General features: G+C 56.6%; 17 protein-coding genes and 3 pseudogenes. 5 read left to right on the top strand and 15 right to left on the bottom strand.

Annotated elements, in window-relative coordinates:
- Nucleotides 1–132: 132 nt before the first annotated feature.
- A complete protein-coding gene (locus KDX30_RS14425) occupies nucleotides 133–591 on the top strand; it encodes an REP-associated tyrosine transposase (protein ID WP_231676492.1) in 459 nt (152 codons plus the stop codon).
- A 123-nt stretch (nucleotides 592–714) separates the two neighbouring features.
- Here the strand turns inward: KDX30_RS14425 and KDX30_RS14420 are convergent.
- The 15 genes and pseudogenes from KDX30_RS14420 to KDX30_RS14355 all read right to left on the bottom strand — a co-directional run.
- Nucleotides 715–834: pseudogene (locus KDX30_RS14420) on the bottom strand (SAM-dependent methyltransferase); the annotation flags it as partial.
- Between the two features lie 135 nt (nucleotides 835–969).
- Nucleotides 970–1,046, bottom strand: a pseudogene (locus KDX30_RS29760) (SAM-dependent methyltransferase); the annotation flags it as partial.
- Nucleotides 1,047–1,279: 233 nt separating this feature from the next.
- Nucleotides 1,280–1,771, bottom strand: a complete 492-nt coding sequence (locus KDX30_RS14415; RefSeq protein WP_231676476.1) for a carbohydrate binding domain-containing protein — start codon at nucleotides 1,769–1,771, stop codon at nucleotides 1,280–1,282.
- Nucleotides 1,772–1,977: 206 nt separating this feature from the next.
- Nucleotides 1,978–2,604 carry a class I SAM-dependent DNA methyltransferase gene (locus KDX30_RS14410; protein ID WP_231676473.1) on the bottom strand — a complete coding sequence of 209 codons (627 nt, stop codon included), beginning with the start codon at nucleotides 2,602–2,604 and terminating at the stop codon, nucleotides 1,978–1,980.
- 41 nt (nucleotides 2,605–2,645) lie between these two features.
- Nucleotides 2,646–3,290, bottom strand: a complete 645-nt coding sequence (locus KDX30_RS14405; RefSeq protein ID WP_027899910.1) for a methionine ABC transporter permease — start codon at nucleotides 3,288–3,290, stop codon at nucleotides 2,646–2,648.
- A complete protein-coding gene (locus KDX30_RS14400; RefSeq protein ID WP_231676470.1) occupies nucleotides 3,280–4,410 on the bottom strand; it encodes a methionine ABC transporter ATP-binding protein in 1,131 nt (376 codons plus the stop codon). The genes KDX30_RS14405 and KDX30_RS14400 overlap by 11 nt, the downstream gene beginning before the upstream one ends.
- Before the next feature lies 1 nt (nucleotide 4,411).
- A pseudogene (locus tag KDX30_RS14395) lies at nucleotides 4,412–5,149 on the bottom strand (MetQ/NlpA family ABC transporter substrate-binding protein); the annotation flags it as partial.
- 190 nt (nucleotides 5,150–5,339) lie between these two features.
- Nucleotides 5,340–6,698 (bottom strand): LLM class flavin-dependent oxidoreductase, encoded by a 1,359-nt coding sequence (locus KDX30_RS14390; RefSeq protein WP_231676468.1) that lies wholly within the window; start codon nucleotides 6,696–6,698, stop codon nucleotides 5,340–5,342.
- Nucleotides 6,698–7,903: an SfnB family sulfur acquisition oxidoreductase gene (locus KDX30_RS14385; protein WP_231676466.1), complete on the bottom strand. Its 1,206-nt coding sequence runs from the start codon at nucleotides 7,901–7,903 to the stop codon at nucleotides 6,698–6,700. The genes KDX30_RS14390 and KDX30_RS14385 overlap by 1 nt, the downstream gene beginning before the upstream one ends.
- A 24-nt stretch (nucleotides 7,904–7,927) precedes the next feature.
- Nucleotides 7,928–9,175 carry an SfnB family sulfur acquisition oxidoreductase gene (locus tag KDX30_RS14380; RefSeq protein ID WP_122396366.1) on the bottom strand — a complete coding sequence of 416 codons (1,248 nt, stop codon included), beginning with the start codon at nucleotides 9,173–9,175 and terminating at the stop codon, nucleotides 7,928–7,930.
- Nucleotides 9,176–9,607: 432 nt separating this feature from the next.
- The gene (locus KDX30_RS14375; RefSeq protein WP_099269203.1) at nucleotides 9,608–10,342 is read right to left on the bottom strand and encodes a hypothetical protein; all 735 of its coding nucleotides are present in this window, start codon (nucleotides 10,340–10,342) and stop codon (nucleotides 9,608–9,610) included.
- A gap of 579 nt (nucleotides 10,343–10,921) precedes the next feature.
- The gene (gene tcyN, locus KDX30_RS14370) at nucleotides 10,922–11,665 is read right to left on the bottom strand and encodes an L-cystine ABC transporter ATP-binding protein TcyN (protein ID WP_231676463.1); all 744 of its coding nucleotides are present in this window, start codon (nucleotides 11,663–11,665) and stop codon (nucleotides 10,922–10,924) included.
- 2 nt (nucleotides 11,666–11,667) lie between these two features.
- On the bottom strand, nucleotides 11,668–12,336 hold the full coding sequence (gene tcyL, locus KDX30_RS14365) for a cystine ABC transporter permease (RefSeq protein WP_027899902.1): 669 nt from the start codon (nucleotides 12,334–12,336) through the stop codon (nucleotides 11,668–11,670).
- Complete coding sequence (gene tcyJ / locus KDX30_RS14360; protein ID WP_099269179.1) at nucleotides 12,333–13,130, bottom strand: cystine ABC transporter substrate-binding protein; 798 nt, start codon at nucleotides 13,128–13,130, stop codon at nucleotides 12,333–12,335. The genes tcyL and tcyJ overlap by 4 nt, the downstream gene beginning before the upstream one ends.
- Before the next feature lie 289 nt (nucleotides 13,131–13,419).
- Nucleotides 13,420–14,415 (bottom strand): D-cysteine desulfhydrase, encoded by a 996-nt coding sequence (locus KDX30_RS14355; RefSeq protein WP_099269178.1) that lies wholly within the window; start codon nucleotides 14,413–14,415, stop codon nucleotides 13,420–13,422.
- Between the two features lie 194 nt (nucleotides 14,416–14,609).
- On the opposite strand from KDX30_RS14355, the gene epsC reads away from it, so the two are divergent.
- From epsC to KDX30_RS14335, 4 genes are all read left to right on the top strand, one after another.
- The gene (gene epsC, locus KDX30_RS14350; protein WP_099269177.1) at nucleotides 14,610–15,563 is read left to right on the top strand and encodes a serine O-acetyltransferase EpsC; all 954 of its coding nucleotides are present in this window, start codon (nucleotides 14,610–14,612) and stop codon (nucleotides 15,561–15,563) included.
- 130 nt (nucleotides 15,564–15,693) lie between these two features.
- Entirely contained in the window at nucleotides 15,694–17,736 is a 2,043-nt protein-coding gene (gene tssI / locus KDX30_RS14345; protein WP_231676462.1) for a type VI secretion system tip protein TssI/VgrG, read from the top strand.
- Between the two features lie 2 nt (nucleotides 17,737–17,738).
- Nucleotides 17,739–18,617 (top strand): DUF4123 domain-containing protein, encoded by an 879-nt coding sequence (locus tag KDX30_RS14340; protein WP_231676460.1) that lies wholly within the window; start codon nucleotides 17,739–17,741, stop codon nucleotides 18,615–18,617.
- Nucleotides 18,610–21,993, top strand: a complete 3,384-nt coding sequence (locus tag KDX30_RS14335; RefSeq protein ID WP_231676458.1) for a toxin VasX — start codon at nucleotides 18,610–18,612, stop codon at nucleotides 21,991–21,993. Before KDX30_RS14340 ends, KDX30_RS14335 begins: the two co-directional genes overlap by 8 nt.
- Nucleotides 21,994–22,057: the final 64 nt, after the last annotated feature.

The raw sequence follows: 22,057 nt of genomic DNA, 5'->3' as shown, positions 1-22,057 counted from the left end.
GTGGGAGCTGGGCTTGCCCGCGATACAGGCGACTCATTGTTGAGTCAGACACATCCAGCCAATTAATCCAGAGCAGCAGATCACCCCGCGTGACCTACCTTTTGAGTTCCCCTAAAGCTCAAAGGCAATGGAATGCGATCTCTTCATCAATCTCGACAGTTGCGCATTGGTCGCCACAGTGAAAAGGGCCGGATCTATCTAATCACTTGCAACACTAAAGACCGTCAACCGATCTTTGGTGACTGGCGAGTAGGTCGTATTGCTGCAAAGCAGTTCGTGTTGGCCGAGCGTGATGGCTTGGCTCGTTCTTTGGCCTGGGTAGTGATGCCTGATCACTTTCACTGGTTGCTGGAGCTCAAGAGTGGTTCGCTGAGCCGAATGGTTGCGCGTACCAAATCACGCGCCTGCGTCGTTGTGAATGCTGCCCAAGGCCGAACCGAAAGTATCTGGCAGCGCGGCTTTCATGATCATGCGGTTCGGCAAGAGGACGATTTGAAGGGCTTGGCCCGGTATCTGATCCTCAATCCTGTAAGAGCGGGACTGGCCGACCGGGTGGGTGACTATCCGCTTTGGGATGCTGCGTGGATTTAACCTGGCCTTAGATCGAGTCGAGGCTATCGCGAGCAAGCTCTGTTCCCACAGGAATCGCGTTTATCTGGCTGGAATGCGGTTGCTTTGGGAGCTGGGTTTGCCCGGTATAAGGGCGACTCGGTGTTAAGTCTTACGCCAAACACTCGCTAACCTGAGCTGTTGTTCCCGAGGTAGTCCAGCAGGGCGGTAATAGTGTTCCAGTTCAACAAACCCCGAAGCAGTGAGTGATTCATACCAGAGTTCAGGAATTCGTAGGTCGAGTCGCCTGTATCGCGAGCAAGCTTGCTCCCACAGGAATCGCGTTTATCTGGCTGGAATGCGGTTGCTGTGGGAGCTGGGCTTGCCCGCGATAAGGGCGACTCGGTATTAAGTCTTACGTTAAACACTGGCCAACCAGGGCTGTGGTTCCCGAGTAGTCCAGCAGGGTGGTAATAGTGTTCCAGCTCAACAACCCCCCGAAGCAGTGAGTGGTTTTGCCAGAGTTCAGGATTTCGTAGATCGAGCCGAAGCTATCGCGAGCAAGCTCTGCTCCCACAGGAATCGCGTTTATCTGGCTGGAATGCGGTTGCTGTGGGAGCCGGGCTTGCCCGCGATAAGGGCGACTCGGTCTCAAGTCTTACGTTAAACAATAGCTAACGCTGATATTCACACTGAATAGGTGCAGCGTACTCAATAATTTCATGTGCTGTTATGAGTCGTCCTGCTCAAAAGAAAAATTTCTGAAGAGTACAGGTGTGATAACACCTATTTTTTTCATCGCCCTCTCACCATCTTCCTTGGACATGTCATAAACATCTACCATTACATAACCTGAAATAATTGGGTATTCGGACTCAGTCACGCTAATTGAAAAACGTTCCCACTCCGAGGCAACAGTCCGTTGTTCAAAATCTAAGCCTCCACCGCCGTTTGAATTTGTGTGAGAAACGCCCAACAGGAATTCAGCCGGTTCCCCGCTCTCCACCACACGTTTAGCTTCGAACTCAAATGTACCTGGCCCGGTCATCGGTATTATCTGTTCAAGCCATATGGGCTGCCCCTCGGGCCTGAGCTCAATGCAAAATCCGCCCGTGGTGCTATCGGGGTCAAGAATGAATTTGAATGACGGATTGGAGTTGCGGAACGTCCAAGGATGCAATTGGGCGTTTTGAAAGGTTCCGTTTTGTATGAGGTTAGCCATGATCAATGCCTGATGGATTTAATTAACTGCTATCAATCAGGTTAGTTGAGTCGCCTGAAGTTGCTGAGGGGGGGTTATACGTTGTTGGAATGGTTAATTTTTATTAAATCACTGTTTGCTATTAATAAAGGTTGCGGTGCAGATTAAATTTACCCGACGCAGGTCGCCACGCTGCTGTCTTATCCTTCGACCCAGGCTAATTAGTATCAAACCTTACGCCAAACACTCGCCAACCAAGGCTGTTGTTCTCTCGGCAACCCTGCTGGGCGGTAGTAGTGTTCGAGCTCGACAAACCCCGCTGCGCTGAGCAATTCGCGCCAGGATTCCAGGTCGTGATACGAGCCATACCGTGGGCCGTTCCAGCCTTCCTGGTTGTCTCCACGTGGGTTAGAGCTGAACAGCACTCCGCCCGGTTTTAGCGTGGCATGAAGTTCACCCAGCACACGGGGCAGTTCCTGCTTGGGGATGTGAAACAGCACGGCGTTGGCGAAGATGCTATCGAAGCGCTTAGCAGGCAGGTCCAGCTCAAGGAAGTTTTGTTGCCAGACTTCGCAGCCCGTTTCAGCCCGAGCCATTTCAGCGAAGCGTTCGGAGCCGTCCAGGCCCACCGGGACATGACCCATGGCGCTAAAGGTCTTCAAGTCGCGCCCTGGCCCGCAGCCGAAATCCAGGATCTGCCACGGTGCCTGGCCTTCAATATGGCGCAGCAGTGCGGCAATGTTCTGGCTGACGTCGTGGTCGCGGGTGCCTTCGCGGAAGTCCTCGGCCACCTGGTTGTAGTGGCCGAGAGTTTGGTCGGTGATCTGTGCGAGGTCTTGCGCTTGGAGCTTCATGGCGAGTCTGTCTGAGCAGTGAGGCGCCAAATATAACTCACTCAGCGCTTGTTCAGACCTCTGGCCAGACGATCGCCGCCCAGTTGAATGACGGCGACCAGAATCACCAGCAGCACGATCACGGTCAGCATGATCTGGGTATCGAAGCGCTGATAGCCATAACGGTAAGCGATGTCCCCCAACCCGCCCGCGCCAATCGCACCGGCCATGGCCGAGGAGTTGATCATGGTCACCAGCGTGATGGTGAAACCACCGACAATGCCCGGTAGCGCTTCAGGCAGCAGCACGTGCCAGATGATGTGCCAGCGGCGGCAGCCCATGGCTTGCGCGGCTTCGATCAGCCCGTGATCGACTTCACGCAAGCTGACTTCCGCGATGCGCGCAAAGAATGGCGTGGCAGCAATGGTCAGAGGCACCACGGCAGCCCAGACGCCATACGTGGTGCCGACGATCATCCGGGTGAACGGAATCAGCGCCACCATCAGGATCAGAAACGGAATGGAGCGGAACAGGTTCACGAAGCCGCCCAGTACCTGATTCAGTGCGGGCGCTTCATAAATCCCGCCTTTGCCGCTGGTGACCAGAATGACTGCCAGCGGAATGCCCAGCACCAGTGCGATGAACGACGAGACGCCGACCATCAGGAAGGTATCGATGGCGCCTTGCAGCAAGCGATCAAACCACATAGCCCAGTACCTCCGCGTGTTGCGCCTGTTTGCGCGCCTGGCTCAACAGTGTGTCGATGCTGTGCGGCGAGCCTGTCACCGACAGCAGCAGGTGGCCCAGCGCATGTCCCTGAATCCGTTCAACGCCGCCTTGTAGCAAACTGACGCGGCCACCCAGGGCCGCAAACAGTGCAGCCAGATCAGGCTCTTCGCCGCTGTCACCGGTGAAGTGCAGATCCAGCACGACTTTGGCGTCTGGCGTTTGCGGTTCGGCAGCAAGTCGTGCCCGCAAGTCTTCCGGCAAGCCGTGTTGCAGAGGTGCTAGCAGGGTTTTACTCACCTCATGCTGCGGGTTGCCGAACACTTGCCAAACCGGGCCTTGCTCGACAACGCGGCCCTGCTCAAGGACCACAACGCGGTCGCAGATATCGCGGATCACGGCCATTTCGTGGGTGATCAAAATGATCGTCAGGCCGAGGCGCTGGTTGATCTCGCGCAGCAGACCGAGGATCGATTGAGTTGTCTCAGGGTCCAGCGCTGAAGTGGCTTCATCGCAGAGCAGAATAGCTGGGTCATGCACCAGTGAGCGGGCAATGCCGACACGCTGTTTCTGGCCGCCAGACAATTGCGCCGGGTATGCCTTGTGCTTGTCCTGCAGGCCCACCAGTTCCAGCAGCTCGGTGACTTTGCGCTGGCGCTGTTCCTTGGGTACGCCTGCCACCTTGAGGGGCAGCTCGACGTTTTGCCACACGGTTTTGGCTGACATCAGGTTGAAGTGCTGGAAGATCATGCCGATGCGACGGCGCAGCTCCACCAGCTTGTCTTCGTTGAGCTCGCCGATGTCAGTCTGTTCGATCAGCACCCGCCCGCTGCTGGGTTGTTCCAGGCGATTAATAGTGCGGATCAGCGAGGATTTGCCGGCACCGCTGCGGCCGATGATGCCGAAGATTTCACCCTTCTGAATCGCCAGATCGATGTTTTGCAGCGCATCGACGGGGCCTTGCTGACCCTGATAGGTTTTACCCAGATTGATGAATCGCACGTGCGCGCGATTTAGTTCGGCGTGCAGTTCGGCCTTGGCTGCCGAATGCGCTGCGCCCGTGGTTTCGAGTGGCAGTTGGCGTTGCACGGATGCATTCATGTCAACCTTCCCAACCGGCTTGGTAGAGCTTGCCATTGACCTTGTCCAGGGTGGCGCGCACGACTGGCGAGTGCTGATAGATGTCGATGAATTTAGCCAGGCGTGGATCGTCTTTGCTTTGCGGCTTGATCACGAACTGGATGACGTATTCCGGGTGATCAAGACCATCAAAGAGAATCGCCGATTCTGCATCGAAGGTTTTCGACAGGCGAATATACGCTGGGTAGCCTTGGACCAGATCAGCGTCGTCATAGGCGCGAACCAGTTGTACGGCCTCTACCTGAATGATCTTTATTTTTTTCGGGTTGGCGACGATGTCTTCTTCGGTGGCCTTGTAACCCACGCCTTGCTTGAGGGTGATCAAGCCAGCCTTGGCCAGCAGTTGCAGACCGCGACCGCTGTTGATCGGATCGTTTGCGATGGCCACGGTGGCGCCGGTTGGCAGTTCATCGAAGCTTTTGTACTTCTTGGAGTACAGGCCGACGTTGTTGATGATCCCCGGCGCGTACGGCACCAGATCAAACCCGGCGGCTTCTTTGGCATTGGTCAGAAACGGAATGTGCTGGAAGTAGTTCACGTCGATATCGCCCGCCGCTAGGCTGACGTTGGGTGCAATCCAGTCGGTGAATTCCACCAGCTCGACCTTAAGGCCTTGCTTGGCGGCTTCCTGAACAGCGGCTTCGAGGGGAATGGCGAACGCCGCGGTGGTGCCGACTTTTAGCGGCGCGTCGGCGGCATGGGCGGTGAGGGCTAACAGGCTCAGGGCCAGGGTGCTGATGATTTTTTTCATGGCGGATGTCCGGTGTGTTGCAGGGGTTAGTTGTGTTGTATGTTTGGTTTGAACGCATTCCATTGTGGGAGCCAGGCTTGCCTGCGATTGGGTTTTCAGGCCATCGCGGGCAAGCCTCGCTCCCACAGGATCTACGCCATCAGCGGGATCTGTAACTGGCTCCGACATGCCGCTCTGGCAATCGCGCGCCGCCTTCTGGAAACAGCTTCTCGCGCAGGCTGCCGGTGTCGTAAGCGGTTTTGTATGAGCCGCGTTTTTGCAGTTCGGGGATCACCAAATCGATGAAATCCACGTAGCTTTCCGGGGTGACAATGCGGGTCAGGTTGAAGCCGTCCAGGCCGGTTTCGGCGATCCACGACTCCAGCTCGTCCGCGACGTGTTCAGGCGAGCCAACCAGGGTGATGTAGCGTCCGCCCAAGGCGTGTTGGTCGAGCAGTTTTTGCCGCGTCCAGTCGTTGTTTTTGAGGTTTTTGGTAGCTGATTGAATGGCGTTGCTCTTCACGTACTGAATGGGCTCATCCAGCTCGTACTGAGAGAAGTCGATGCCGGTTGAAGCGGCAAAATGCGCGACACCGGCCTCGGCGCTGGCGAATTCGCGATACTCCGCAAGCTTGGCCTGCGCCTCGGTTTCGGTTTTGCCGACGATCACGTTCAGGCCCATGAACACTTTGATGTCTTCAGGATTACGGCCAGCCGCTACGGCGCTGGCGCGGACTTTGTTCACTTGTTCCCGGGTCGCGGCCTTGTTCTGGCCGCTGATAAACACGCACTCGGCATGTTGCCCGGCGAACTGCAGGCCGCGCTCCGAACTGCCTGCCTGAAACAGGACCGGCGTACGTTGAGCAGAGGGTTCACACAGGTGATATCCCTCGACCTGATAGAACTCGCCCTTGTGTTGAACCTTGTGCACCTTGTCCGGGCGGGCATAAACCCGCTGCTCGCGGTCGTTGATGACCGCGTCGTCTTCCCAACTACCTTCCCAGAGTTTGTAGAGCACTTGCAGGTATTCATCGGCCTGATCGTAGCGACGGTCATGCTCAACTTGCTCGGTCAGGCCCATGGCCCGCGCAGCGCTGTCCAGATAACCGGTGACGATGTTCCAGCCCACCCGACCACGACTCAGATGATCCAGCGTCGACATGCGTCGGGCGAACAGATAAGGCGCTTCGTAGGTCAGGTTGGCGGTAAGGCCGAAGCCGAGATTTTTAGTGACCGCAGCCATCGCCGACACTAGCAACAACGGGTCGTTGACCGGCAACTGGATGGACTCTTTGAGCGTCACATCCACCGAGTTCTGATAGACGTCATACACGCCGACGATATCGGCGATGAACAGGCCGTCGAAAAGGCCGCGCTCCAGCAGCTGTGCCAGTTCGGTCCAGTATTCGAGTGTGTTGTATTGGCTCGAGTTATCCCGTGGGTGAGTCCACAAACCATGATTGATGTGGCCAATGCAGTTCATGTTGAAGGCGTTGAGCAGGATCTTTTTCTTCGCCATCAAATCGTCCCCCGCAGCGGAGGATTCTTGTCATTGAGGTAGTAATTACCGATGGCGTGGTACTTCCAGCGTACCGGGTCGTGCAGCGTGTGGACGCGCGCGTTGCGCCAATGCCGATCAAGGCCATGTTCGGCCAGAGTTGCCTGGCTGCCCGCCAGTTCAAACAGCGTGCTACCAGCAGCGAGCGAGATTTCAGTGCTGATCGCGCGGGCTTCGGCGACGGCAATCGATGCGGCTGCGACGTTATCGGCATTGCTGTCGGCCTGAGCGATATCAAGGATTTCTCCGGCGCGATCCAGTAATGCTTCGGCGGCGAATAAGCGAATGCTGAGTTTGCCAAAGCTGCTGAGGGTCAGTGGGTCGTCCACGGCTTTTTCGATGCCGGAATCGATCCATGGGCGCGTGCGGGTACGAACGAAATGCAGGGCATCTTCGAAGGCGGCGCGGGCGATACCGGTGTCGATGGCTGCGTGAAGAATCTGTGCCAATGGCCCAACGGTGGTCGGGCGCTCGAAAGCGCTCTGGAATGCCACGACGTCGCGGGCATCCACATAGACGTTTTCAAACACTACTGAGCCGCTGCCGGTGGTGCGCTGACCGAAGCCGCTCCAATCGTCGATGACGGTCAGGCCTTCACTGTCAGCGGGCACGAATGCCAACTGCTGGACGCCATTTTCGTCGATCACTGAAGTGGGAATACGCTGCGCATACAGTGCGCCAGTGGAGTAAAACTTGCGGCCGTTGATGCGATAGCCTTCGCCGTCTCGAGTCAGGCGAGTGGTGCGATCGTGGGCTGTCTTTGTGCCCAACTCTGCGAGTGCATTACCGAAACGCAACCCGGCCAACGCTTCGGCATACAGGCGCTTCTGTTGATCGGCATTGCCGTTAACGCGCAGTACTTCCAGTGCGTAGAAATGGTTCTGCGGGATCTGCCCCAAAGACCCATCCGCCTCGGCGATCAGGCGGATGACTTTTGCCAGCGTGACGTTTGACACGCCCGCGCCGCCAAATGCCTTGGGCACGCTGATGCCCCACAGACCGGAGGCGCTGAAAAGATCCAGTTCTGCATGGGGTAGCCGACGCTCCTGATCACGTGCCGCGCTCTCACGTTTGAAGTGGGCGGCCAGTTCCTGAGCAATGTGCAGGGCCTGTTGATCGTTTTCGATCAGGGCCGCACGGTCCCGCAGTGGGGAATGCAAACTCATAACGCTGTACTCCAGTGGTCTGGTTTAAATCCACGAATGGCGGGCGGGCAGGGTGCCGTTCAGGTGCCATGCGCCGACGGCGTGGTATTTCCAGCGCACGGGATCATGGAGGGTGTGGACGCGAGCGTTGCGCCAGTGCCGGTCCAGGTTGAACTCGGCCAGGGTGGCGCGGCTGCCAGCCAGTTCGAACAGTTTCTCGCTGGCCAGCAGTGACACTTCAGTGGTCAGGACTTTGGCGCGGGCCACTGCGATTGATGCGCGTGCTGCCGAGAATTCATCGATGGGACCGGCGTTGACCTCATCCAGGACTTTCGCCGCTTCGCGCAGCAGTGCTTCTGCTGCATGCAGTTCCAGCTTGAGTTTGCCGATGTCGGCGATCACATACAGGTCATCGCTGGCTCGCTCTACCTGAGCGTCAACCCAAGGGCGCGAACGCTCGCGCACAAACTCGATGGTGTCGTCGATGGCGCCACGGGCAATGCCTGCATCGATGGCCGCCTGGATCAATTGCGAGACTGCGCCCTGAATATTGGGGGTCAGTGCCAGGCGCCAGTTTTCGACCACCAGTTCGCTTTGCACCTCTACGTTTTCCAGCAGGACCGTGCCGCTGGCGGTGGTGCGTTGGCCGAAGCCCGACCAGTCATCGACGATGCTCAAGCCTGAGCTGCCGCGCGGCACAAAGGCCATGATTTGCTGACCTTGGTCGTTCAATGCTTTGACCGCGACCCAATGCGCGAACAGGGCGCCGGTGGAGTAGAACTTCTGGCCGTTCAGGACCAGACGTCCTTTGTGATTAGTGATACGAGCCTTCAGCTCCAGGGTATTTTTAGTGCCGCGCTCAGGCCCGGCATTACCGATCCGCCAGCCGTCCAGCACGCTTTTGAGCAAGGCTCTTTTCTGCTGCTCGTAGGCACTGCCCAACAGCAGATGAATGATGCCGAACTGGTTCTGTGGGATTTGGCCCAACGCCGGGTCTGCTGCGGAGATAATTTTGAAGACTTCAGCGATGGTCACGAACGAGACTTGCGGCCCGCCATACGCACGCGGGATAGAAATACTGCCCAGGCCGCTGCGGGTGAATGCTTCGATCTGCTGCCAGGGGAGCGAGCGCTGAGCATCGCGCTCGGCAGCCTGCAAGCGGGCTTGTGCAGCCAATACATAGGCGGCTTCGATTGCCTGGGCGTCATTTTGTAATATCCGCGCAGGGTGCAATGGCGGCGCGATATCCGAGCCGTGCTCAGCCAAGGGGGTGTGAGACGTTGAAGCGACCATTCGAACCTCGCAAAAACGCCCTCCAAAGAAGGCGAAGAAAAAACACGATGTCCGGTGGTCCGGTGCATATACCCTAAGGCGACTAAAAAATTAAATATACGAATTTTTTGGAATAAGCATAGAAGACTAAATCATGCCTTCTCAGACGGTTTGTGCGTAAGTCAGGCATGAGCCAAGCAGCACAATAAGGATGCATAATTTTACGGGGTTACTGACTTTCATGAACGTATGTCCCTAATGACGACAGGTCGTTCAGAAAAGCCTAGTCAGTTGTTTGTATATGTTATGAGTATGCTTGTAGGGGAATATGCAGTTGGCTGTAGGAATTGTCTTGGGAATAGTAGGTTTGTGAGGCAGTTCGCGCTTGCAGAGCGAGTAGGCCAATACACGAAGCTTTGAAAACTTCGCATATTGGCTGGTATTAAAAAGTGTTCAATCATACCCGGGGCGATTATCCAGAGTACTGACGCTAATTTCCCGTGGCGGTGCCCAGCGAGAGTTATTACCGACTCGATCAATAACGCAATACGTCACCTCCAGTTGCGGCTCATCACCCGCCTCGCGAATCAAGGTGGCGGGCACAATCAGCTTGACGGGTTTACCAACGTTATCGGCATCCAGGGGTTCCAGATCCATGCGCAGATCACCCCAGCGCAGAGTAATTTCATCGCAAGGGGCCATGTTCAGGTAGGGCTCGATGGACAGTGGCAGGCCTTTTTTGACGTCACTGGTAACCAGCCCGTTTCTGATCACAGCGTCCGGCAGGCAGACCGGTGCAAGCCCCTGGTTTTCTTCGCAACTGTCATTGATCAACAGCCCGCCGGGCATGTCCAGCTTCACTCTCAGCCTGCGGCAGGGCGAGGTAATGGGCGCGCCGCCGATCTTCATCAGCCGGTAGTAGGTCTTGACAGTGCCGCTTTGCAGAAAGCTTTCCGGTACTCGCAGGACCATGGTGTAGCCAATATCGGACTCATCCAGAACTTTCGACGCGACGTAACAACCGCCCCAATACAACTCGATCAGGTCGCCTGCGTCCATGTCCGGATAAGGGTCGATGTTGACCAGCAAATGGGCAGCGGCGCGAATGCCGACACCATGCCTGTGGGCCTGTGGGACGTAAGGTGGGAACAGTTTTAGACCGCCTGTTTTGCCAAGTGTGTAAGTCATGTCTGAATGCCCGTCGTCATTAAGTTGATCATTGGTAGTTGTAACAAATTTATTGCTGGAATCATTGCTGTGCACCTCGAGTTCAACCTGTGGATAGTTAACGTATAGTTCGAGCTTATGGGAAGCATTACAAAGTGTCGGTAAATGCCGCTTGCAACTATTCGAGGGCGTTAGAAGTTTCTGTTGTTCTTGAGCTAATGTCGTTTGCGCTTAACTGTCAAGGCGCTAATGGATTGACCTAGGCGTGTACGAATAAATAAGATACTTCCTACAAGGTTTCGTCGAACTGTTGACCGTATCGGCTTGGTCCGTCCTACTTGAGGAAATAAACAGTTATGTTTACGAAGGATGAAAACCTGCTAGCCGACCGGGCAGGTAGAAGAACTGCTCCTACGGCCGCTGCCCACTCTATTTCATTGAGTGGGATCAGAGCAGGGCGTCTGTTCAGGTTTTTAGATGATTTTTCAGCGATTCTGAAAGTGCATCAACGACGGGTTTGATCGATTGATTGATGTACAAATGTAAAGCCAGCAGGAACAGCGCCAGAAGGCGCAGGTTTCTGGTCTGTGCTTTGTAGGATCAGTTCCTGCTTCGCTCCAGAAATTGCCGTGTCCGTTCTTCGCGCGGGTTGGCGAACAGCTCCTTCGCGTCGCCTTGCTCGACAATCACCCCCTTGTCGATAAACACCACACGGTTAGCGACGTCCCGGGCGAAATTCATTTCGTGTGTGACGATGACCATGGTGCGGTTTTCTTCAGCCAGGGCGCGAATAGCCGTCAGCACTTCACCTACCAACTCAGGGTCCAGCGCAGAAGTGGGTTCGTCGAACAGAATCACTTCCGGCTCCATGGCCAGGGCGCGAGCAATGGCCACGCGTTGCTGCTGACCGCCCGACAAACGCCGCGGGTAGGCGTCTTCCTTGCCTGCCAGTCCGACTTTTGCCAGTAGTTTGCGACCCAGTTCGGACGCCTTTTCACGCGGTATCTTCTTGACCACAACCGGGCCTTCGATGACGTTTTCCAGCGCGGTGCGGTGCGGGAACAGATTGAAGTTCTGGAACACAAAACCCACGTGCTGACGAAGTTCTCGAATCAGGCTTTGCTGCTTGCTGAGCGGGCGGTTGCCGTCTATTTCGATGTTGCCCACGATGATCTTGCCGCTGGTGGGTTCTTCGAGAAAATTCAGGCAGCGCAGCAGGGTGGTTTTACCCGAACCGCTAGGGCCGATGATCGCTACGACTTCGCCGGCCTCGACCTTCAGGTCGATACCTTTGAGCACTTGTTGACCCTTGAATTCCTTGGTGAGCTTTTCAACCACGATCATGTTCAAGACTCCACATCATGGCGGTTGACTCTCTCTTCCAGACGATTCTGCAGGTACGAAAGCGCCGTGGCGAGGATCCAGTAGATCAAGGCGGCGGCCAGGTACATGGTGAAAATTTCGAAGGTGCGGGCGGTGATCAGTTGTGCCTGACGGAACAATTCCGGCACCTGAATAGTGGCCGCCAGCGCGGTGTCTTTGACCAGCGAGATAAAGCTGTTGCCCAGTGGCGGCAAGGCAGTGCGGGCGGCCTGAGGCAGAATGGCCCGGCGCATGATCTGCGCGCGGGTCATGCCAATACTTGCCCCAGCCTCCCATTGACCACGATCCACCGAGGCAATCGCGGCACGCAGGATTTCACAGGCATAAGCACCCATGTTCAGCGAGAAGCCGATCAGCGCTGCGGTCAGCGGGTCCAGTTCAATGCCCAACTCCGGCAAGCCGTAATAGATCATGAACAGTTGAACCAGCAGCGGCGTGCCGCGGAAGAACGACACGTAAACCCGAGCGATGCCGCGCAGCAGCATCAGCGGTGACAGGCGCATGAGCGCCAGCCCGAAGCCCAGCAGCAGGCCGAAAAACATGCCGCCCAGGCTCAGGAATATCGTGTAGTACGCGCCCTTTATAAGAAAGGGCGCGGAGTCCAGCGCAAGCTTCAGACCCTCTTCAATCATTTGGTCACGTCAGCCTGGAAGTACTTCTGCGACAGCTTGGCGAGCGTGCCGTCAGCGCGCAGTTTTTCGATGGCCTTGTTGATGGCCGCAACCAGTTCAGGCTCGCCTTTACGGATGGCAATGCCGGACTCTTGGCGGGAGAAGGGTTCGCCGGAAACAGCCAGGCTGTCCTTGGTTTTGGCGATCAGCTCCAGTGCGGCCAGACGGTCGACCAGAATGGCGTCGATACGACCGACACGCAGGTCCTGATATTTGGTTGGGTCATCGTCGTAGGTTTTGACGATGGCGGCTGGCACGTTTTCCTTGAGCCATTGCTCGTAGTTGGTGCCCAGACCTACGCCCACTTTGGCGCCTTTGAGGTCGGCTGCGGTTTTGAACTTGTCTGCATCTTTCTTCTGCACCAGCGCCTGAATACCGGAGATGGTGTACGGCTCGGAGAAGTCATACTTCTTCTTGCGCTCTTCGGAGATGGTCACCTGGTTGATCACTACGTCCAGACGCTTGGACTCCAGCGCCGCGAGGATGCCCGCCCATGGGGTCGCTTGCAGTTGCACTTTGACGCCCAGCTCTTTGGCCAGCGCTTCGGAGAACTCGACCTCGAAACCGGTCAGCTTGCCACTTTCATCCTGGAAGCTGAACGGAGGGTAGGTGCCTTCAAGGCCGACTTTGATCGTGCCAGCCTTTTTGATTTGATCCAGTTGCTCACCCGCAACCGCTTGACCCATCAAGGCGGAGCCGAGCACCAGGCCCAGGGTGGAAAGCAGAACGGTGCGCCGAATGGCAGAAATAATCATGACGAGCCCCATTTAAGTTGTTTGGTTTCAGGCAAGAATCGGACCTGACGAACGCTACGTTGGCAGCGGATGTTTATCCAGCTTTTTCAGCGCTTTGATCCGTGCTGGCGGCGATCATAGAAGCAGCTGGTTATGGTTCAAAATAACTAAAAACCTGATTAATATTCGATTTTTGAATAATCAATCGCGTTCTTGTAGGAGCTGCCGAAGGCTGCGAAGCTCAATGTCTGACACTCCGCTATCGCAGCCTTCGGCAGCTCCTACAAAAGTAGCGTCAGGTATTGAGCCTTTACGCAAACACATCCGGGTAAGCAAACAGCGCAGGCGCACCACCGGTGTGCAGGAAAATCAGCGGGCCGTCGTCAAAACGTCCACGGCCGATGCCATCCAGTAGCCCGGCCATGGCTTTACCGGTGTAGACCGGGTCCAGCAACAGACCTTCATGACTGGCCACAAGTTTTATAGCTGACAGAGTGCCGGCATTGGGTTCGCCATAGCGCGGGCCGAAATACTCGTCCCATAGCTCCACTTTAAAAGCGTCGGGCAACGTGACGCCCATCAACTCGGCAGTGCGCTCGGCGAGGCCTTGCACTTTCGGCCGCTGAGTCTCTTCAGGGCGCGACACCGTTACACCAATGACGGGCAACTGCGGCAAGGCTTCGGCCAAGGCAAGGGCCAGACCGCTATGAGTACCGGCACTACCGGAGGCCAGCACGACCGCGGCGAAATCCAGCCCGGTCTGCTTGATCTGCTCGGCCAGTTCAAAGCCTGCCTTCACATAACCCAGTGCTCCAACCGGGCTGGAGCCACCAATAGGCACCAGATAAGGCTTTTTGCCGCTGTTACGCAGGCGGGCGGCGAGTGCGTGCAACTGTTCGTCAGCATTGTCGAGGTTTTCCACCATCTCGACCTTGGCGTCGAACAGATCCAGCAGCAGGCGATTACCGTTGTGCAGATAACTGCTGTCTTCGGTAGCGATGGGGTTTTCCAGTAGAGCCACGCAGCTCAGACCCAAGCGGGCGGCCAGGGCAGCGGTCTGACGCACATGGTTGGACTGAATCGCGCCCGCGGTGATCAGCGTGTCAGCGCCCTGCGCCAACGCATCGGCGGCAAGGTATTCCAGTTTGCGGACCTTGTTGCCACCTAGAGCCAATGTGGTGGTGTCATCGCGCTTGATATAGATGTCGCGGCCCGCCCAGACCGACAGGCGCTCCAGTTTTTCCAGTGCCGTTGGAGCACCGATCAAGTCCAGGCGATTAAATTGAGCGAGCTGTTGTTTGATCATGAGGATAAGTAAGCCGTACAGAGAGTCGCAGGACTATAAGCAGACACTTCCTACAGGGCAACTTCTCACTGCTTATGCCCTCAGAGGAGAAGGCCTACTCAAATTGTTATTTTTTCGCCTGAAATCTTTGCCGTAGAGTGGCCGTATCAGCGGCCACCACTAGAAAGCCGTATCCCGAATCGAGGAGAGTCAGCGTGAGTGATACCCCAGAGGCATCCGCCGAAGGCCGATCCAGTCACTGGCAGTTGCAGCAGATCGTCAGTGAACTGCGCTCCGCGCGTGATGATTGGCGGGCACGTAACAAGCGGGTCAGCGGTGAGCATGGCGGCCGCGAACTGCCCTCCCGCGCCGCCATGCGCGACATTCTTGAAGCGCTCTGCGGCGCGCTGTTCCCGATGCGCCTTGGGCCAGTGGATCTTCGCGAAGAGAGTGAAGACTTCTATGTCGGTCATACCCTCGACGTCGCTCTTAATGCGCTGTTGGCGCAAGCCCGCTTGGAACTGCGCTACGTGGCGCATCAACGCTCTGAAGATGTTCGTGCCCTCGATAAACAGGCACTGGACCTGATTCAGGGCTTTGCTCGGGCCTTGCCGGAGATGCGCAAGCTGCTCGACACTGACGTGCTGGCCGCTTATCACGGTGATCCGGCGGCGCGCAGCGTTGATGAAGTGCTGCTGTGCTATCCCGGCATCCTCGCCGTCATCCACCACCGCATCGCCCACCATCTGTATCGCGCAGGCTTGCCGCTGCTGGCCCGGATCAGTTCGGAAATTGCCCACTCCGCCACCGGCATCGACATCCACCCCGGCGCGCAGATCGGCCCGAGCTTCTTCATTGACCACGGCACAGGTGTCGTCATCGGCGAAACCGCCATCATCGGCGAGGGCGTGCGCATCTACCAAGCCGTCACCCTGGGCGCCAAACGCTTCCCGGCGGACGAAGACGGCCAACTGCAAAAAGGCCACGCCCGCCACCCCATCGTCGAAGACGACGTTGTTATTTACGCGGGTGCCACGATTCTGGGCCGCATCACGATTGGTAAAGGTTCGACTATTGGCGGCAACGTCTGGCTGACGCGTAGCGTGCCAGCGGGTTGCAACCTTACGCAGGCGAATTTGTTGCAGCAGGATGATGGGAGTCAGAAGTAGCTGTCGGCCTCTGATGTTTTGTCGCCTGTTAATAGGGATAAATCCTACGGATGCTGTTCGCAGCATCCGACTTCTTGTTATTGAGCGTTAGTGCAAAGTCCCGCCTTTTATTCAGGCCAAGGACTTGCCCATGTTCAACCCCGCCAACCGCGCTTCGTTCACGCTGGAAATTGCCGGGCTTGAGCATGACTTTCGAGTGCTGGCCTTTACGGCAAAGGAATCCATCAGCCGTCCGTTCAGTGTGCGCATCGAGCTGGTCAGCGAGCGGGCCAATCTCAAGCTGGAAGACGTGCTGCACCGACTGGCGTTTCTGAGGTTCGACGCTGACGGTAATGGTCTCCACGGACAGATCGGCGAAATCGCTCAGGGTGATTCCGGCAAGCGCTTTACCCACTATTTCATGCAACTGGTGCCCAGCCTCAAGCGTCTGGAATACCGCAGCAATCATCGGATCTTTCAGGGCAAGACCGTTCCTGAAATCATCGCGCTGGTCCTCAAGGATCACGCCGTTTTCAGCAACGGGTTTGCGTTCAGATTGCGCGAGCCCTCCAAACACCGTGATTACTGCACCCAGTATCAGGAAACCGACCTGCATTTTGTGCGCAGGCTGTGCGAAGAAGAGGGCATCCACTTTCACTTCCAGCACAGCCCTGACGAGCATTTGCTGGTGTTTGCAGACGACCCTATTCAGTTGCCGGTGCTAAAGCCAGCAGTCGCCTATGTGCAAAGCAGCGGACAGGTTGCAGCCGCGTCGGTTATCAACAGATTCAACGTGCGACTCGCCACGCGCTCGGGCAAGGCCAGCCATCAGACCTATCACTTTCAGTTGCCTCAGGTTGATCTGCTCAGCAGTGCGGGCGGCGATGGTCGTAAGGAACTGGAGGATTATCAGTATCCGGCTCCGTTCACGGATCTCAGCGTCGGTACGCGTCAGGCGCAAAAGGCATTTGAGCGAAACCGCAGTGATGTCCGGTTAGCCAGTGGTTCGAGTGACCAAAGTGCGCTGGTCAGTGGCCACTTGTTTGAACTGACACATCCCAATCCGGCGTGGAGCCAGCAGTGGTTGCTGACGTCGGTGTTCCATGAGGGTAAACAGCCGCAGGTGCTGGAGGAGTCGATGCCTCGGACATCGGGAGCGTTTACTCAAGGCTATCGCAATCGTTTTGAAGCCATCCCCGGGAAGGTGCCGTTTCGTCCACCGCTCAGGCACCGCAAACCAAGGGTTTTAGGCAGCCAGCATGCGGTAGTTACAGGTCCGCCCGGCGAAGAGATCTACTGCGACGAATACGGGCGGATCAAGGTCAAGTTCTTCTGGGATCGTGAAGGCTCGCGTAACGAGCATTCCAGCTGCTGGCTGCGGGTCGCCACCGGTTGGGCCCATGAGCAATACGGCACGGTGATGATTCCTCGAGTCGGCATGGAAGTGATCGTGGGTTACTTCGAAGCCGATCCCGACCAGCCTTACGTGCAGGCCTGCCTGCCCAATGCCGGTACCCGAGCGCCGCTGAACCTGCCTATGCAGAACACCCAGACCGTGCTCAAAACCCAAAGCAGCCCAGGCGGCGCAGGCTTCAACGAACTGCGCATCGAAGACCGCAAAGGTGCCGAATCCATTTCCATCCGCGCTCAACGCAACTGGTCTGAGCATGTACTGAACGATCAGTCGATCCAGGTAGATAACCAGCGCAAGGTCAACGTCACCGGGCTGTCCAGCCACGAGCTGCATGGCGAAGAACACCACCTTACCCATGGGGCACGCAAAACCCAGGTGCTGGCCGATGACTCATTGACGGTGGTCGGTAATCAGCACATCAGCGCGGCTAATCATCTGGTCAGCACTGCGCAGGAAATACACCTGTCCGCCGGGCAGAACATGGTCATAGACGCCACGTTGAGTACGACGATCAAGGCGGGCGGTCACTGGATATCGATTACGCCAGCAGGGATTTTTACCAGCGTGCCGATTTTGTTGGGTGGGGTTCCTTTTCTGGGCATGCCTGCGGTTCCGCTCCCGCCGGTGCCTCTCGAAAAAAGAGTGGCGGTTCCGGGCGGTCCGTCCACACCGGTGATGGACGTCTCGGTTCAAGCCCTCCGTGACGAGTTCGAAGTTCTTCCTGCCCGCTGCGAGGCCTGCGAAGCCGCCAAAGCAGAAGATCTGGCGCAGGGAGGTTAGTCATGAACAACGCCCCCTCCTTTGCCAATTACCTATTGATCGACGGCGCGTTAAGGCCCGGCGCACTGGCCAGCCTTTATCAGCGTCATGAAATGTTTGAAATCGACCCGCTGTATTTGGGGACTCGCTGGAAAGACCTTTACGACCTCGGGCCGATTCTGGTCAAGCCTATGTCGGGCAGTACGCTTCTGTCGGAGTGGCTCGTTGATGAGGCGCTATGGGCAGACTCCACGCTGATTTTTAGCGAGGCTTCGATTCAGGAAGTCGCCACTCACCTTCGTCGGCTCATCAGCCCGCTCGACTGTAACGGTGGGAGCGGTTTACTGCGCTTCGCCGATCCGCTGGTGGCGCACTTTTGGCTGTCGAGTTTTTCTGGATCGGAAAACCTGCATCTGGGACCCATCCAGCATTGGTGGGTAGCCACGCCAAAGCAGACTTGGGCGCCGCGTTCGCAGTTGCCGTGGCAGACATTCAGCGGACGCCATACCGGATTGCCTTGGGACAACCGCTGCGCACTCTTGGGCCCTGACCAGATACTCGCGCTTGAGCGAACCCAACACTGGCGTTTTCTTGGGCGTGTCCACGCCTGGATCAGTGAGCGAACCCCTTCGTTCTTTCTCGACATGAGTAGCCCGCAGATCACTGACTGGTTGGACTCAAGCCTGGCAGCAGGCCTGGAATGGGGACTTTTAAGCGAGCGAGGGTTGGTTATCTGGATCGAGGCCTGCGCCGACGATGGTCAGGACTTCGCCACTCGCCCGCATGGCCATTACCAAAACTGGCTGACCCTCGATCCGGCACACGCCCGCCTGTCTCCCGAAGCACGAATCAAAGCTTTCGACGCGCACCGCTATGCGCAAAAGGATAACGCTCATGGCTGATAAAAACGGCAACCCTCAGCAGTGTCGCAACGCTCAGTTCTCCGATAAGCCCATGGCTAATCCGGGCGTCTGCCCGTTCAAAGGTCCGGACATCGCCATTGTGCCCATGCGCTATGCGCTGGATCGCTCCCGCTATGACGTCGATCCGAGTCAGCTCACGCCACTGAGTGCAGAAGGCAAATGGAAATGCCCTCCCAAACTGCAAAGCCGCGGCTACACCTTGCGACAGCTGCGCGATGGTTTTGTGTACGTCTACGACGAGACGGATGAAGTGCTGCACGAGTACCGCTTTCAGGCGCATGACGCGAGTCTGACTCGGATTGTCTGGGGCGAAGTCGAGCAAGATATCCGGTCTGCCTCAGGTGAAAGCCGCAGCCACCTTCTTTATCCCCGCACTCACAAGTTGCGCATGGCCTTCTCGCCGTTTCAATGGACCTGGCGCATGTGCCAGTTGATGAGTGCCAGCGGCGTGAAGCGTGCATCGTGGCTGCGGGAGCTGGACTTACGCGACTACAGCAGACAGATGAGCGCATGGCATACGCTGCCTTTGACCCGCCTGAGCAAAGGGGTAGTGGCAGACGTAGATCCCCATCCCGTCAAACACGACGGGCGCTTTGCTGATTCCGCCCATCCCCCTAAGGCAAACGACGAGGGCAAATACCCTTCTGTTCCCCTTGCCGCCGATGTTGTCTGGACCGGCAGCGTCGAGGACAAATCCAGTTCGGTATTGATCGCGCTGGACGACCCCCTTGCCATGCTCGAAGACCTAGGCATGCAGCTCGCGACTGATCAAGCCGCGCTTCATGCGTTTCAGCTGGAGCATGAGCACGCGCTGAACATTGCGTGCGTCGTAGAAAAACTATGCGGTGCAGCGGGGGACAAGTCTCTACTGCCCGCTTCGGTGCTTAATGACGAGGCGAAAGCGCGGCAGTACATCCGAGATGTGGAAGCATACTTTGAACAGCTTCAGGCCGAGGATGATGCCGCCGAAGGGCAGGACACGCTGACTTATGGTCTTGCCGAACGCCCGTCGCAGCATTTGGGCGAGGATATAAAGGGGAAGTACGGCGATTTGCCTGATCCAGCGTTGCGCAAAAGCTGGCAGGACCGCAGCAAGTGGCGTCGAGAGGTCGATCTGGAAGCGGCGCGGGAATACTCCGACACCCAGAACGCGCAACTGAAGATCTTTCGTGCTCACGTCACTGAAACCCAGAATGACATCAAGGCATTAGTCGGCTATGTCGGCACCGATCCGATTCGGCTGTTCATCGACACCACTCATTCAACCTCGCTGTTGTGTTTGCTGGAAGTGGTGTCCGACCTGCTTTGCAACCTGAGTCAGGACCTCACGTTCTCTCGCTGGCTGCAAGCGGAGGAAGAGAACAGCAAAACCCTGTTCGGCCATGCTCGTTTCGGCTTCTCCCATGTGATCAAAGATGCCATGACCAATGAAGCCAATCGCGTGATGCAGGGCATTTCCGATGTCACGGCATTGGTAGGGCGGGCAGGAGAACTGAACGGATTCCTCACCCACGATGCCTTGGCAGAAAAACCGTGGATCAAGGCGCTGAGCGAACCGGCGCAAATGACCCTGAATGCCTTGGTTGATCTGGCAAAAGGTGCAGGCAAGGCGACCCTGGAAAATATCCAGCTGGCGTTCTTTCCGGTCGACAGTCGTTTGGCCGGCGGTGCCATCAATCAAAACGCTGCCTTTATGCTGCGCAATCTGCTCATGGGGCATGTACTGCTCAACCACCCCGAGAAACTGCAAATCGACGAGGACTTCACCAAACAACACGCTGCCTGGAAGACCGAGCTCAACAAGGGGCGTGATCTTTACAAAACCGCTCAATATCGCTGGCTCTATCAGGCCAAACAATACGACCGCCGTGCTCTTGCTTCGATCATGCAAGACATTCAGCACCGGTTGACACAGCACAGGCTCAACGAGCCGCTGCTGTTTGACTATCGCAGCAAGCGCTACGGTCAGGTCATGCAGACCAAGATCTCGAATTTCTTCGCCAAACACGGCCAGCTCACCCAGGAATGGAGCAAACAGGCCAAAGCCTGGAGCGCCGAACATGGGCTTAATGCAGGTGCTATCACCTGGGGTATTGCAGCCATCAACCTGCTTAACACCTTCGTTACCTACGAGACGGCCAGCCGGGATGGTGAGTTGAATAAGAAGGATTGGGCGAAGGTAGCGTCGGCGGCGGCGTATACCGGGAATGCGTTGATGGCGGTGTTTGTCGAGACTGGATGGGGGGCGATGAAGGGGCTGGAGACCCAAATCAACAGCAAGACCGTGAAAATCACACAGCAGTCGGCTAGCTATTGGGCCGCTACGACAGGAAAGACTGCGTCTTGGGGAAAGTTGATTCGTGGGTTCGGCGCACGGATGGTTGGGCTCGGCGGCTTTGCGGTTGTGGCCGCGTCATTAGAGTGGTGGGACCTAAAAGATGACTCCACCCATAATGATGCAGTTATCGAAAAAAAAATCATGAATATAAAAATCACCGCGGTTATTGGTTTTTTTGCAATTGGAGTTGGACAGGTTTTGGCCGGCGGATTGGCCACTGCAGGCTATGGAGGGCTCGCTGCTGTCGCCATGCATCCGGTGTCCTTGGCATTTGCGGTAGTAGTAGGGCTGGTCTACTTGTTGTCGACGCTAGCTCTCAACTATTTGAAGCGTGACGTAGTCGGACATTGGCTTCACAAGTGCCGGTGGTCTCGCTACCCGGATGAGCGGTTTAAAGACCAAAATGAGGAGAATCAAACGTTCCTTGAAATTCAACTCGCTCCGGCGCTTTTCATAAAGCCAACATTCCATGCCAGCCAACATTACTTCCCTGATATTGGTTATCTACCAACTGAGACCCAAAACGGCGCCTGGGTGCAATTGCGACTGCCTGGCGCTACTCGAGGCGAATTGGCGCATGTGAATTTGACTGCAAGCGGCCGACCGCTTCCTGGCTTTCCGGTAGAGAGAGTTGGCGATAGTTTGAAGGACTGCTTTAGTGGCTACGGCACAGTTGAGGCCGTTGCTCAGTGGCGAAGAGTCTCGCCGCTCAAAACTCAGGCTCGCTTCAACGAGCCGCCGCAAACCATTTCGCCGCCAGCAGACGAAGACGTTATCTGGCAAACCTGGGTTCCGCTGACTGAAAGCGCAAAATACCTGGAACTGCAAGTTTGGTACCCGGAACACATTTTGACCATTCGAGAAGGCGACCAAGGTTATCGCTATCAGATTGAACTGACCCCAGAGGGAGAGAGTGATGGCAGTGAAAGTCGAGTGGTGGGTTCAAGTAAAAACTCTCTGACGGTTGAATCATTAGGCGGTCGCGCGGACGCTTTGCAGCTACCCGTTCCGCTGTAGTGACTGCGAGTGCGTACTAGGAGCGAGCAAAAACTTGCTCGCGGAAAGCACCCTGTCTTTCACA

Origin of the sequence: Pseudomonas quasicaspiana (assembly GCF_021147825.1) — a bacterium.
Taxonomy (GTDB): domain Bacteria; phylum Pseudomonadota; class Gammaproteobacteria; order Pseudomonadales; family Pseudomonadaceae; genus Aquipseudomonas; species Aquipseudomonas quasicaspiana.
Note: the sequence above shows the minus strand (reverse complement) of the source record. Positions and strands in the feature narration are given on the sequence as shown.